Source organism: Microcoleus sp. C2D2, assembly GCF_036702495.1.
Classification (GTDB): domain Bacteria; phylum Cyanobacteriota; class Cyanobacteriia; order Cyanobacteriales; family Microcoleaceae; genus Microcoleus.
In genome coordinates, this window is the sequence record NZ_JAUBTO010000020.1 from 1 (window position 1) to 14,283 (window position 14,283).

Below are 14,283 nucleotides of genomic sequence, written 5' to 3' on the forward strand. Positions count from 1 at the left end.
TGCTCAAATTGTGGCGCTAAAGTGCAAAAGTCTTTGAGTACCCGTACCCATTCTTGTCCACATTGCGGTCACGTCGAACAACGCGATGTGAATGCAGCCAAGGTAATTTTAAGTCGTGCAAACACTAGGGGAGGGCATCCCCAAAGTAACGCTAGTGGAGTTGTAGCCTCTACCTCTGTTGGTCGTAAGACCTGCAAAGGCAAGCAACAACTGTGAAACTAGAATCCCCGCACCTTCAGGTCGGGGAGTGTCAACCTAACTATTTCTCGATTTATCGAGCAGCTTTTTCTACAAAAAACTTTAGCCGTTTTAACCACTTCTGGCAGTAGTCGAGCAATTGTTCGCGTCCAACACAAACAGCACTTACGCACGGGCATCTAGAAACCGGGTTTTTTTACGAAAAGACGCGTTATGGCCCGTAGATTCGCTAAAAAACCCGGTTTCTTGGGTTGGATTGCGTCCAGGACTGACAAATATTTCCGCATCTTCCCCCGGAAGAGCCACAACAATCAAAGCATTAACAATTTTAGCGCCAAACAAACTTTCACTCTAAGTAAGTCGGTGGAAAAATTAATAATTAGGTAACAAAATATTAAGTAACCTCATCGGAGTTAAATTTAATAGGTTAGTGCCCCTTTGACAAATGGCTACAACCTATTATGAACTATGAACGGAATCTCTCCTTCTTCAGGGCGAGAGTTCCTCAATAAATAGACTCTCCGTTAAACCCTAGGCATCGCATTCCTCATACACAGAAAAGAGTGGACTCTTTTCTAAGATCCACTCTCTGTTAAACTCTCTTAGGGCTAGCTTTAACAAGCTGGAGTTAAGTCCTTACTTTAGCTAGTCCTTAATTATTCTGTTGTCATGAATGACCACTTTTTCCTTGACTTCAGGACTGCCGGAGATGTGAATATCCGTATCCATATTTTCCTCGGGGGATTCGGCTAGATATTGGGCAGATGACTTAACATCATGCGCTGCACCTTTAAAAGATGCGGCTGCATTTTGGGCAGATGACTTAACATCATGCGCTGCACCTTGAGGAGATGCGGCTGCATTTTGGGCAGATGACTTAACATCCCGCGCTGCACCTTTAAAAGATGCGGCTGCATTTTGGGCAGAGGACTTAACATCCTGCGCTGCACCTTGAGGAGATTCGGTTGCATTTTGGGCAGATGACTTAACATCCTGCGCTGTATCTTTAGCAGATTCGACTGCATTTTGGGCAGATGACTTAACATCCTGTGCTGCACCTTTGGCAGAGGACTTAACATCGTGCGCTGCACCTTTGGCAGATTCGGCGGTGCTTTGAGCAGATGACTTGACGGATTCAGCTACACTTTTGCCAGATGACTGAAGCGATTCGGCTGCACTTTTTATTGATGGCTCCACTGCCTTCGCTGTCTCTTTTACAGTCGATCTAATATCCTTAGTGGCACCCTCAATTTCCTGAGCTACAGCTTTGGCAGAAGGTTTAACTTCATCGGCAGTGCTCTTAATAGAGTCCGCTGCACTTTGTATAGAAGGCTTGACACCTTCGACTGTCTGCTTGACTGAATCTTTTACTTCTCTAATCGTAGGTTTGACTTCCTCGGATGCGCTCTTGACTGCATCTACTACAGAAGGTCTAGCTTCCTGAACAGTCTGATTGACAGATTCGGCTATACCTGTAATCGAAGGCTTAGTTTCCTCAACTGTCTGCTTGACTGCTTCTGCTGTAGCTTTGATAGATGGTTTAACTTCCTCAGCAGTTTCCTTTGCTACTGTCCCTAGCTCTTCTACAGTGTGTTTAATACCGTCTGCTACAGTGTGTGCTGCATCCCCTAAATTATCTACAGCACGGTTAACCGTATCAGCAGTACCTTTACCAATAATAGCGCCAGCAACTGAGCCTGCTACAGCACCAATAATTCCTCCAGAGCGAGCACCGAGTACACCACCGACTGCTGCTCCTGCTATCCTCGCACCAATGCCTGAGCCTGAGCCTGATGATTGATCTTGGTTTGATTCTGTATTTTCGTTAGTCTGAGCCTGAAGCTGCTGGTTTTCGCTATTGTCAACTTTCTTTTGTTGGGACTCAGGATTTGCTTCAGGCTGGTTAAAAGGCTGCGTATATTCAGTCATAGATATCTTTGGGTATTACTACTACATTGACTAGCCTAACTATTACTTGTAATAAAATCTACTGCCTAAGAACTAGATTTTGACTGTTACTTAAGAAGTAGATTATCAAAGGTACTTACTGCTAGTGTGGTAGTGGGTCGCTGTTCATTCGACCTTGAGGAAGCTGGAGGCGCGCGATCGCACATCTGGCAAAGTCTTAGCCTAGCCATCCACAAATAACTCACTTATCCAGACTTGTTAACAGATTAACTGTTTATATCTAAAACTAAGCAATTTTTATTAAACATATCTAACTCTCGTGTAGATGGTTAATAAAATTAATAAAATACAGTTGATACCCAGCTTAAATGACAGCATCGCATTGACTTCCTAGAAAAATATACACTGTTTTGTAAGAGCATTCATATTTCACTTGCAGCTTAAAAGCTGCCAGTAGCTTTCATTCCCTGCTTGAAAGACCGGGGATATGAGCGTAGTCCCTATAGTTAGGGGTTGAACAGGCCAACTCAGGTTTATCCTAACTATTTCTCGATCGATCGATCGAGTAGCTTTTTCTACAAAAAACTTTAGGAGAGCTCGAGCGACAGCAACTTGAGCGCTTTAGCCACAGAAGCCCGATCGCACTTACGTATAATTTTGCATAAGTTCGATCGCCCCCAACAGCCCCCAAAACTTCAATTACTACCGGATCGTCGATCGAAGTGACAGAGATCGACTAAAGTAAACAGAAATTATTATGGGCGGTAATTAGAGTGATCGAGACTTTAGCAACAGGAGTCGCAGCAGCCGGTGCGCTGCTGGCATTGGGCGGGTTAGGCCTAGAGTTGAACTATCGCCTCCTTCCCCGTGGAAATAAACTAGAACTCACAGCCGGAGAATGGCACTTAGCCATCTCCGAACCCAACCGCTATCTTTTAGTCGGGGAAATGGAGTTCCGCAACCTGACACAGCGGTTTGAGATTATGTTGCCGGAAGTGCGGGCACAGGTGAAACTGCTGTCAGACGGAAGTTTAGATGGGGTTACTTCCCAGACAAAGGTGATTCCTTGCCACAAAGACGCAGTAGCCAGAGCAGACGATTACTGGTTCGGCTATATTGTTAAAGCGCAAAAAACTACGAAAATAAAAGTCTCTGTAGACATTCAAGGGCAAGATTTAACCAAATTGCAATCAGCTTGGGTGCAAGTACACTTCGTCACCTACGGTCCGGGCGGGCGCATCCCCAAAGTCCGTAACGTAGTAGTCCCGCTGCAATTTCCCAACACGGACACCGTACCCACCGCCCGAAATGTCGGGGTGGCAGAAGTCTTGCCGATTCGCACTCACATACTGGCGGAACTGGACAATCCCGTCGAAATTGTCAAACGGTACGTGCTGCCGCGGGCCCAGAAAGGCGATATAGTCGCCCTGGCCGAAACTCCCCTAGCTTTGATGCAGGGACGCTATCGCCATCCCAGCGAAGTCAAACCCGGATGGGCGGCAAAGCGAGTGTGCTTGTTTTTCTTGCCCATGTCGAGTTTGGCGACGGCTTGCGGGATGCAGACTTTGGTGGATGTAGTTGGGCCTTGGCGCGTAGTTGCGGCATTTGCAATTGGCGCTGCAGCCAAAATATTTGGCAAACCGGGAGTCTTTTACCAACTTGCAGGCGAACAAGCAAGGCTGATCGACGACGTTACCGGGACTTTGCCACCCTTCGACCAATTTATTGTCCTAGGCCCGGACAATCCCCAGCAAGTTGTAGAAGAAATTCAACGAGAAACCGGACTTGCGGCGGCGATCGTAGACGCTAATGACTTGAAAGCAGTTAAGATATTAGCAGCGACCTCCGATTTATCGGTAACATTTTTAGAGCAAGCCTTGCGCAGCAACCCCGCCGGGAATGCTGACGAGCGAACACCGGTCGTTTTAATTCGACCTCTGCCACAAAAATATTGAGTTGAAAACTGAAAATTAAAAATTCAAAAAGATGATTTGAAATTTTTAATTTTCGATCGAGCAAGAAAGGGAGAAGAATCAAAAGTTTTAAGTTTTGAACTCAAAATTTACCCATTCAAAACTTAAAACTTCGCTAACTCTTCCCCTTTCTGAATTTTTATTTTAAAATTTCCCTTCCCCACTTTCATGCTATGACTTCATTTCCCTCCCAAAACCAAAACCAGGTTGTGATTCGCCCGTTTCAGTATCGCGACATCGAGGCGATGGAACAATTGTGTGCGGAAACAGCCGACGAGCCCGAAAACCGCAAGGGCGCAAGCTGCGACTTGGTACTAGGTAGAAAGTTGCAGCAGATTCGTCGCTGGTACGGACTGCTAAAAATTTTTAGCTGGTTTCCCAACCCTTGTCAGTCCCTGTTCCGTGCCCATGTGGCCGAAGAAGAAGGGAAAGTTAAGGGCATAATTCAGATTTCTCCTTTCAACCGCACCCGCAGCACTTGGCGGATCGATCGCATAGGAGTAGACCCAGAAGCCCGCAGCAAAGGAATTGGTTCAATGCTGCTGCGGTACTGCTTTGAGGCAGTCTGGGAGGCGCGGACATGGCTGTTGGAGGTGAATGTCGGTGACAAAACTTCCCTGGCTTTGTATCGGCAGAACGGGTTTCAGCCTTTGGCCCAAATGACTTACTGGACGATCGCCCCAGAACGCCTTGTGGAAATGGCTTCCTCGACGCCAGATTTGCCGAACCTGCTGCCGGTCAGCAACGCGGACGCTCAGTTGCTCTACCAACTGGATACCGCGTCTATGCCGCCGCTGGTGCGCCAAGTATTCGATCGGCACATTCAAGATTTCAAAACCAGTTTTTTAGGCGCTTTAGTCGAAGGTGTCAGACAGTGGCTGGGCAAAACAGAAGTAGTCAGCGGTTACGTGTTTGAACCGCAGCGGAAAGCCGCGATCGGCTATTTTCAGGTGCAGCTATCCCGCAACGGCCACCAACCGCACGTCGCCCAGTTGACCGTACACCCGGCCTACACTTGGCTTTACCCGGAACTGCTGTCCCAGATGGCGCGGCTTGTTCAAGATTTCCCGGTTCAAAGCCTGCAACTGGCTTCCGCTGACTATCAGCCGGAACGGGAAGCTTATTTAGAGCAATTTGGAGCAGTGCGCGTGGAACACAGTTTGCTGATGTCTCGATCGGTGTGGCACAAATTGCGCGAGTCCAAGTTGGTTTCTCTCGAAGGACTCCAGCTATCAGAAATGCTGCAAAGCTTCCAGCCAACTCGCAAACCCGTACCCGGCCGGATGTCCTGGCTCGGCCCGATGGCTGGGGAAGCCACAGCAGGGCCCGCGTCCTCGGAGATCAAACCCCTGTTGGCTGACTCAGGAAACAGCCAAACGAATCAAGTTAACCCCCTGAACTTCCAGAATTCCGAATCCTCGGCAACAGATATCAGCAGCATTTTGCCTCTAAAATTGCCCGAATTGCCTCTAGACGAAGGCTCCCAAGAGAAAAGTTAATACTTAATAGTGAAAAGCAGAAAGTAGGAAATTTTTCATCCAAGCAGCCGTCTGTGCTCTTGGGCGCACCCTACCATTAAGTAAGGTCGCATCAACTATTTTCTTCTTACTTTCTGCTCTTCTCTTCTCTTCTTCCTTCGCGCACTTCGCGTCTTCGCGGTTCGTTAAAATAACATTATTTCCGCAAAAAAACAGTAAATCTAAAATCTAAAATCTAAAATCTAAAATTGATTGATTGATAGATAATGTCCAACGATAAATTATGGATTTCAGCACTAGGATTAGATATCGGCCTCAAACGAGTCGGCATCGCCGGATGTGACGGCACCGGTTTAATAGCTACGGGCATTACAACTCTGGTACGATCGTCCTTCGATCGGGACGTAGCTTATCTCCGAGAGATAGTCTCACAGCGGAGAGTGCAAATTTTAGTGGCCGGCTTGCCTTACTCCCTGAACGGAGAATTGGGCGCCCAAGCCCGACAGGTGCAGAAATATGCCAATCGCATCGCCAGAGCCTTAGAGCTCCCCCTAGAGTACGTGGACGAGCGCCTGACTTCGGTTGAGGCAGAGGAATTGATGAAAGCTGCAGGGATTTCGGTGTCGCAAAATAAGGGTTCGATCGATCGCAAAGCAGCAGCCCTGATTTTGCAGCAGTGGTTGGACGAGCGGAGGCAAAAGATCTGCGCAAGTGGCAATCCTTGATAGCTTGTAACAGAGGCGTGATATCCTGGTTGTGCAAGGAAAGCGAAGCACACCTGTAACCGTTGACACACTGGAGAAAATTTTGCTGTACCCTCGGTACTGAAGAAGCACAAAATTGTGATTTCTCCTCAGTGTCCCTTGCGGACTCGACTGAGATTGAAACGCTGCACTCCTCGCCTGTGGAAAATGCCGGGAGTCTCGCGGTTTAAGCTTGTGGACTGGCGATTGTCGCCCGATTAGCCCTAATATCGCCACAAAAATTCCCAATTGTCAAGCAAACGTTACTGAATTATTGACGGAAAATAAGATACACGCGATGTCCTCATCCCCATACCGCAAAGATAATGGCAATTCCAACGAAGAGTCCGTCACCCTGACGGATGAAGTTGGGCGATCGCTAACTTGCAACATAGAATATTCTATGAACCTAGAAGGTCAAGAATACGCTTTGCTGCTTCCGATTGACTCACCCGTAGAAATTTTTACTTGGCAGGGAGACGATACCGACGAAGCAGCAATTCCTGTAGAAGACGAGACCGAAATTGACAAAATTTTTGATACAGCTAGAGTTGTGCTGCAAGAGCAGAACTTGACCCTCCGACGCACGGCCGTGACGCTGACTGTGGTTGGCGAATTGCCGGAATTTCCCGAAGACGATGTGGCATCCGATGCCGATCCGGATGAGGAGTCCGAGTTCGAGGAGCTGATGTGGCTGACCAGCTTCTACCACGAAGAGCAGGAATATGCCATTTATACGCCTCTCGACCCGTTCTTTATCTTGGCTAGAATGAATGATGACGGCAAGCCAGAATTGCTCTCGGAAGAAGAGTTTCAAAGGCTGGAACCGATGTTGCCTATGCTGGAAGACCAGTTCTTTGACGAGCTTGATTAGATATTAATTGCAGGCAGAAGGCCTGAGGGCAAAAAGCAGAATTTTTTACTATTTTATAAAAAAAGTAAACTGCTCGCCCGATCGAATTTTTTCGAGATTGTGCCTTCAGCCTTTACGCTCGGGCTTTTGAAGTGGACCGCGTGAATTGGGTCTTTTAAAGGGCTTGTATCCGTAACTTTTGGGTCATCAATCGCAGGTCATCGGTCATTAGTCGCTAGTTAACCGCCGCTTATCCAGGACAACGGACTGTCACTAACCCCAACCTGAAGGCGTGGGGCTTGAAAAGAGGAAGACTCACCACCTTCTTAATTCAGGACTAAAAAAGTGTCTAGCCAATTACTGAACTGCCTGGGAGTGGTATCCCGCAAGACGTTAAGAATGCCTCCCTAGTTTTTAACCTCTCTGGTGGTCAGTGGCGAAGGGAAATATACACCTAGAAATAGGACTTACAGTCAATGTTTGTACCAGTTGTAGGCAGCAATAACCGTCCCCTGATGCCAACTACCCCTGCTCGGGCTAGACGTTGGATCGAATCGGGCAAAGCTACGCCGTTTTTTAAAAAAGGAGTATTTTGTGTTCGACTGAATACAAAACCTTTAAGCCACAACTATCAACCAATTGCAGTTGGCATTGACCCAGGTAGTAAGCGTGAAGGATTTACCGTTAAATCCAGAACGCATACCTACTTAAACATCCAAACCCATGCAATTGATTGGGTAAAAGATCGCGTTGAGGTCAGACGAAATATGCGACGTGGTAGGCGGTTTCGCAATACTCCCTGCCGTCAAAACCGAACTAATCGCTCGGTCAATAAAAATCGCATCCCCCCATCGACTAAAGCGAGATGGCAGTGGAAATTAAGGATTGCCAAATGGTTGACTTTGATGTTTCCGATATCGACATTTGTTGTAGAAGACGTTAAAGCAAAAACCTGGAAGGGAGCTAAGAAATGGAATACAAGTTTTAGTCCTCTGGAGGTAGGTAAACGATGGTTCTACTCGGAAATTGAGAAAATTGCTCACCTGGAAATTAGGCAGGGCTTTGACACCTGTAAAATGCGTCAAGATTTAGGACTCCTCAAGTCTAAACAAAAGCTGTCAAACTTGTTTGAGGCTCATTGCGTTGACTCTTGGGTATTAGCTAATTGGTATATCGGAGGACATATCCAGCCCGATAATACCAAGCTAATAGAAGTAATCCCTTTGGAGTTTCATCGCAGACAGCTCCATCGTTTGCAGCATTCCACTGGTCATGTCCGCTCTCGGTACGGCGGAACTTTAAGTGCAGAATTTAAGCGCGGTTCAATCGTTAAACACCCTAAATATGGGTTCTGTTATGTTGGGGGTTGGCAAGAGTCGCCAACAAAGAAAGACCCACAGCGAAAAACAATTAGTTTGCACGATCTAAAAACAAGCAAGCGATTGTGCCAAAATGCAGCGCCTACAGATTGTAAGTTTTTGTCTTACAATTCGTGGCGCTCCGCAAATTAATCTGTAAAGCCGTGCTAGAAGCACGTGGTTTCAAACCCAGAAATTTCGATGAATAAAGAACAAATGACAAAAGGCAGCGCGCGCGAGGGCCGAAAAGGAACTCCGCAAGTCTCTAAATGGTTGTTTTATCTGGCGTTGCTGCCGGCAATCTGGGGGGTTTGCGCTTGGCAGGGCTGGGCTTGGTGGAGCTGGGCTTCCGCCCCGCCTAAAATAGCTGAAACGTCAACTTCCCCGCCAGAGGATGCTGCTGTTTTGATCCAAATCCCGGAGGGTACTCCGAGTCAAAAAATCGGGCGGGATTTAGAGGCGGCGGGGTTGATTCGATCGAGTTCGGCATGGAATATGTGGGCACGCTGGCTGACTCTGCAAAACCGCGATGGAGGTTTTCAAGCGGGAACTTACCAACTGTCGCCGACTCAGCCTCTGAGTGCAGTTGCGGAGAAAATCTGGAAGGGCGAAGTCGTACAGCAGAGTTTCACGATTCCAGAAGGGTGGTCGCTGCAACAAATGAGCGCTTATTTTGAAGCGCAAGGTTTTTTCCCGGCTAAGGATTTTATGGCGGTGGCGAGTCAAGTTCCCTACGCTCAGTACCCTTGGCTGCCGAGCGGCCTGCCTCATTTGGAAGGGTTTTTGTACCCGGATACTTATCAGCTAGACGGCGATGCAGTTACCCCGGAAGCTGTCATCAAGCAAATGCTCGGTCGCTTCGAGGAGTTGGCTTTGCCGATATATCAAAAGAATCAGAAGAACACTAAGCTGGATTTGAAAGAGTGGGTGACGCTGGCGAGTATTGTGGAAAAAGAGGCTGTGGTTGCTTCGGAGCGCAATCGCATTGCTGGGGTGTTTACCAGCCGCTTGAATAAGGGCATGAAGTTGGGTTCAGATCCGACGGTTGAATACGCCCTCGGCATCAGGCAAACTAAGGAGAAGCCTTTGACTTTCAAGCAGGTGGATACGCCTTCTCCTTACAATACTTATGTGAATGTAGGGCTGCCGCCAACTCCGATCGCATCTCCGGGAATAGCAAGTCTGGAAGCGACTCTGGCTCCAGAAAAGACAGAATATCTGTATTTTATGGCTCGATACGACGGGACTCACATTTTCAGCCGCACCCAGGCGGAACACGATGCTGCTATTGCTAAAGTTGACCAGCAGTTGCGATCGACTCAATAGATGGGCAAGGACTAATACAAAAGTAAAAAGTCAAAAGTAACAAAGCAAAAGCAATAATTATTCACTTTTGATTTTTTACTTGTTTAATTTTTAACTTCCAATTTCTTATTTCTCAATCTAAAATCTAAAATCTAAAATCATTATGACTTGGGGTAAAATACTACAGCCTGACTTAGTTCTAGGCGATTCAGTCATGAAATTAACGGTTGATATTTTGCAAGAACATAATATTAAAGGATTAGTTTTGGATGTGGACGAAACTCTCGTTCCCATTACAGCAATGAATGCTTCTCCTGAACTCACCCTGTGGGTGGAAGAAATAAAACCAGTGGTATCGCTGTGGTTGGCGAGCAATAATTTAAGTCAGACTCGGATCGGTCGGATTGCTGAGTCTTTGAATCTACCTTACATCACGGGTGCGGCTAAGCCGTCGCGCCGCAAGCTGCGAAGGGCTATTCATGCGATGAATTTGCCGGTGGAACAGGTGGCGATGGTGGGCGATCGACTTTTTACTGATGTTTTGGCAGGGAACCGTTTGGGTATGTTCACTATTTTAGTGGAACCAATGGTTGATGCTGGGTATGCGCTTCGCAAGTATCCGATGCGATCTTTTGAAGTTTGGGTTTCTCAAGCTTTGGGGGCTTCTCTGAAAATTAAAGATTAGTCATTAGTCATTAGTCATTAGTCATTAGTCATTAGTCATTAATGCGGAGAGCGGGTTTATAAATATCCAGGACGTGAATCATAGATTTTGGTGAACCCGCACCTACAGTATTGGTTATAATCAACTAGACATCTCGAGAAAAGCCAGCTTTGAACAGGCAGGATGCCTGTTCCACAATAATTATGGGAGATGTCTACTGGAAATGATATTATCACTAATAACTAATAACTACCGACTACTGACTACTGACTACTGACTACTGACTACTGACTACTGACTACTGACTACTGACTACTGACTACTGACTACTGACTAATGACTCAAACTATTGTTGTTAAAATAGGAACTTCGACCCTGACTCGATCGACTACGGGAAACTTAGCTCTTTCAACTATTGCTGCATTGGTAGAAATTTTAGCCGGTTTGCGGCAGCAAGGTCATCGAGTAGTTTTGGTTTCTTCGGGTGCGGTTGGGGTTGGCTGCGCGCGCTTGGGTTTGACGGAACGCCCGCGAAACATTGCTCTAAAACAGGCTGTGGCGGCCGTGGGCCAAGGGCGGCTGATGCGGGTGTACGATGACTTGTTTACTACTCTACAACAGCCGATCGCTCAAGTATTGCTCACCAGGGGCGATTTAGTGCAGCGTAACGGTTATGTTAACGCTTGCAATACCTTTCAACAACTGCTGAGGTTGGGCGTGATTCCGATCGTCAATGAAAATGATACTGTGGCGGTAGACGAGCTCAAATTTGGCGATAACGACACGCTTTCGGCGCTGGTGGCGAGTTTGGTAGAAGCAGATTGGTTGTTTGTGCTCACAGATGTCGATCGGCTGTATTCCGCCGATCCGCGCAGCAATCCCGACGCGCAGCCGATCGCCCTAGTCCAAAGTATGGCACAGCTAACAGAATTTCAGGTGCAAACAGGAGATTCCCGCAGTGGTTGGGGAACCGGCGGTATGGTGACCAAAATTGAAGCCGCGAGAATAGCAACTGGATCGGGAGTGCGCACAGTCATCACTGACGGCTGCTTTCCTGGTAATATCGAGAAAATACTCAACGGAGAGTCGATCGGTACTCAATTCGAGCCTCAACCGCGCCCTGTAAACGCTCGCAAGCACTGGATAGCTAACGTGCTAATTCCGGCAGGAAAACTGTATTTAGATGCGGGTGCTGTCAAGGCAATTTCCCATGGCGGAAAATCGCTTTTAGCTGCGGGTATTGCTCAAGTAGAAGGAGAATTTCAAGCTGATGATTCCGTGCAGTTGTGCGACACAGCAGGCAAGCAAATTGCTAGAGGACTTGTGAATTATAGCAGTTTAGAATTGAGACAAATCCAGGGCTGCAAGTCAGATAAAATTTCTGATATTTTAGGCTATCCCGGTGTAGGAACGGCGGTGCACCGAGATAATTTAGTGATTGTTTAGTAATTTTTTAAACTAACAAATATCGAGACAGTCGAAAGCGCGATCGAATGCAGAAATTGAGGATACTTGCAGCACAGTATTGCAAGAATGTGTTTGGCTGTGTTCAAACAGCTCGTTCATTACTTCTGTAAACAGTTCAAATACATTTTGTGCTAATTCTAAAGCTGCTTGGGATTCCGCATCAGTAAGTTTTATCTCTGCTAAAACTTGCAACATCTCAGGCCTGTTTAAAAGGTGATGATTTTCTAAACTCACATAACCTCCTCCCAAATAAACATATTCTTTTTTGGTAATTTGCTGTAATTCCATGACCACTTCTAGCGCCGCCTCAAAAAAAACTGTGGCCGTTCCTTCGAGGACTTCCACTAACACCAGTTTCTGAATGGGAGAGGCTTGGAAAGCATAGCATTCGAGCGCTGAACAGAGCGATCGAGTTTTTTTAGTTTCTTCACCCCAAAGCAGTCTGAAGTCGCCATAACTCATTAATTGATTGAACCGCAATGTCTCTAGGTGTTCCAGATACCCGTGCCAATAGTAGTTTTTTTTGTAAGTATATTTGTTAACCAGTTCCTGAACTTTGTTATTGCTGGAAGATTCTCGAAGGACGTACTTGTTTAAGTCGCTCAAGCCCACTGCCAAAGGATCGAGTACAGGTGCAAAAATTAGTCGTTGATTCGGGTGAATGTGTTTATTAGCTAGAATTTCAAATAACGGCAACTTTGCAAACTCTTGCTTTTTTTCTTCGATGAATCCTACAATCTTTTGCATAGCTTTTAATCCTGAATGGCTGCTTTCAATGTCATGTTCAGACCTTGATTAATTATCCATGTTTTTGCTCCAAAATAATTGTGTTTGTTATCATACATATGTGTATTTAACATCATATGTAAGAGTGTTTTCTGTCACAGAAAATTGTGACTTGCATCATATTATACCAGGAGTAGGAGCATCTTGCTCGCTAGAGATAAGCTATTCTACTAAAGTGCATATTTCGGGCGTCGATCAAAGTCAAGCCACAAGAGTTTGATTATTTATTTAGAGCTAATTTAAATGCTGAGCAAGCTTATATAGGCAAGTGAGCATCCTAATCGCACTCCTGAAAAATGCTTTTTACAAAATCGGGATGCTCCCTGCAAATGGGTTCTAGACGCATAGGAGTCTAGAAACCCGGTTTCTTCGCAGATTCATCGCTGCTAAACAAAGATTTATCGTAGAAACCGGGTGTCTTTAACCCTTGCTTTTATTGCTTATTCCCTCTTTCCTCGGACGTAGGACTTCTTCCTTGTTTCTTCTGCCATAAGTCTCAAAATGACAATTTCCAATTCCCAGAATTGCCTTTAGGTACGTTCTGAGTTACTCTATCTTTTGGATCAGTTAAGAAAATTATAGGAGTTAATCTTGGAACGGACTTTTTTAGCGATTAAGCCCGATGGCGTACAGCGCGGACTCGTCGGCGAAATAATCGGTCGTTTTGAAGCCAAAGGCTTTAAGCTAGTTGGCATGAAGCTAATGACGGCGAGTCGCGAACTTGCCGAACAGCATTATGGCGTACACAAAGAAAGACCCTTTTTTGCGGGACTGGTAGACTTCATCACTTCCGGGCCGCTGGTGGCGATGGTGTGGGAAGGCGACGGCGTTGTTGCCTCGGCGAGGAAATTGATTGGCGCAACAAATCCTTTGAATTCAGAACCGGGGACAATTCGCGGCGATTTGGCTGTGAATGTCGGTCGCAATATTATTCACGGTTCTGATGCTGTGGAAACTGCCCGTGAGGAAATTAGCCTCTGGTTCAAGGATGAAGAATTGAGTGCTTGGACACCTAGTTTAACTCCTTGGATTGTGGAGTAGTTTTGATATTCTCCCGATTGATTTATCGGGAGATATAGCCTTTCTCATACAGATGAGGTATAGCCTTTCTCAGTAACATGAGGTGCACGCTTGATAAGCGGGCATAGGGCATAGGGCATAGGGCATACCTCACTTTATTGAGAACTGCTGTATCATGTTGCTGACTCACTCAAAACCGTAAAATATAAAATAGAAAATACAATTAACTATAATTCAATCAGGAGTCGAGGCGTCGCCACGAGCGGAGCGCTTGACGAGCAAGCGACCCCTCGACTCACACCACGTTTGTTTCCCAAGCTTTGCTGATATCATAAATTACTAAAAATGACAGCTTATTATATTGATTTTCGACCAAACAATCTCGAGTTTTACCATAAGGTGCACCTAAAAAAAAAGCAATAGTTAACCGTTTTTGTGGAGCTACTCAGTCTCGTCAAAAAATTTATTAAACAGTACCGTAAGACCCAAAATATTGCTCCTCAAACTGATTAAGGTGGAATAAATTTTAA

Annotated in this window: 12 protein-coding genes; 10 read left to right on the forward strand and 2 right to left on the reverse strand. The window is 46.1% G+C overall.

Annotated features, from left to right (window positions below; all coding sequences use genetic code 11):
* On the forward strand, positions 1-216 hold a 216-nt coding region (locus tag QUB61_RS09255), incomplete at its 5' end, for a zinc ribbon domain-containing protein (protein WP_333134408.1).
* A 627-nt stretch (positions 217-843) separates the two neighbouring features.
* Here the strand turns inward: QUB61_RS09255 and QUB61_RS09260 are convergent.
* The gene (locus QUB61_RS09260) at positions 844-2,127 is read right to left on the reverse strand and encodes a hypothetical protein (protein ID WP_333134410.1); all 1,284 of its coding nucleotides are present in this window, start codon (positions 2,125-2,127) and stop codon (positions 844-846) included.
* A gap of 752 nt (positions 2,128-2,879) precedes the next feature.
* Here QUB61_RS09260 and QUB61_RS09265 point away from each other — a divergent pair.
* From QUB61_RS09265 to proB, 8 genes are all read left to right on the forward strand, one after another.
* A complete protein-coding gene (locus tag QUB61_RS09265) occupies positions 2,880-4,061 on the forward strand; it encodes a F420-0:Gamma-glutamyl ligase (RefSeq protein ID WP_333134412.1) in 1,182 nt (393 codons plus the stop codon).
* Between the two features lie 191 nt (positions 4,062-4,252).
* The gene (locus QUB61_RS09270; RefSeq protein ID WP_333134414.1) at positions 4,253-5,578 is read left to right on the forward strand and encodes a GNAT family N-acetyltransferase; all 1,326 of its coding nucleotides are present in this window, start codon (positions 4,253-4,255) and stop codon (positions 5,576-5,578) included.
* A 245-nt stretch (positions 5,579-5,823) separates the two neighbouring features.
* Complete coding sequence (gene ruvX, locus QUB61_RS09275; RefSeq protein ID WP_333134416.1) at positions 5,824-6,282, forward strand: Holliday junction resolvase RuvX; 459 nt, start codon at positions 5,824-5,826, stop codon at positions 6,280-6,282.
* 316 nt (positions 6,283-6,598) lie between these two features.
* Positions 6,599-7,174: a DUF3727 domain-containing protein gene (locus QUB61_RS09280; protein ID WP_333134418.1), complete on the forward strand. Its 576-nt coding sequence runs from the start codon at positions 6,599-6,601 to the stop codon at positions 7,172-7,174.
* 455 nt (positions 7,175-7,629) lie between these two features.
* Positions 7,630-8,664, forward strand: a complete 1,035-nt coding sequence (locus QUB61_RS09285) for an RRXRR domain-containing protein (RefSeq protein WP_333134420.1) — start codon at positions 7,630-7,632, stop codon at positions 8,662-8,664.
* A 48-nt stretch (positions 8,665-8,712) separates the two neighbouring features.
* The gene (gene mltG / locus QUB61_RS09290; RefSeq protein WP_333134422.1) at positions 8,713-9,837 is read left to right on the forward strand and encodes an endolytic transglycosylase MltG; all 1,125 of its coding nucleotides are present in this window, start codon (positions 8,713-8,715) and stop codon (positions 9,835-9,837) included.
* Positions 9,838-9,979: 142 nt separating this feature from the next.
* Positions 9,980-10,501 carry a YqeG family HAD IIIA-type phosphatase gene (locus QUB61_RS09295; protein ID WP_333134424.1) on the forward strand — a complete coding sequence of 174 codons (522 nt, stop codon included), beginning with the start codon at positions 9,980-9,982 and terminating at the stop codon, positions 10,499-10,501.
* Between the two features lie 315 nt (positions 10,502-10,816).
* Positions 10,817-11,926, forward strand: coding sequence for a glutamate 5-kinase (proB, locus tag QUB61_RS09300; protein WP_333134427.1), 1,110 nt, complete (start codon positions 10,817-10,819; stop codon positions 11,924-11,926).
* Positions 11,927-11,938: 12 nt separating this feature from the next.
* Here the strand turns inward: proB and QUB61_RS09305 are convergent, their stop codons facing one another.
* Positions 11,939-12,694 carry a hypothetical protein gene (locus tag QUB61_RS09305; protein WP_333134429.1) on the reverse strand — a complete coding sequence of 252 codons (756 nt, stop codon included), beginning with the start codon at positions 12,692-12,694 and terminating at the stop codon, positions 11,939-11,941.
* A 630-nt stretch (positions 12,695-13,324) separates the two neighbouring features.
* On the opposite strand from QUB61_RS09305, the gene ndk reads away from it, so the two are divergent.
* Positions 13,325-13,774 carry a nucleoside-diphosphate kinase gene (gene ndk, locus QUB61_RS09310; protein ID WP_333134432.1) on the forward strand — a complete coding sequence of 150 codons (450 nt, stop codon included), beginning with the start codon at positions 13,325-13,327 and terminating at the stop codon, positions 13,772-13,774.
* Positions 13,775-14,283: the final 509 nt, after the last annotated feature.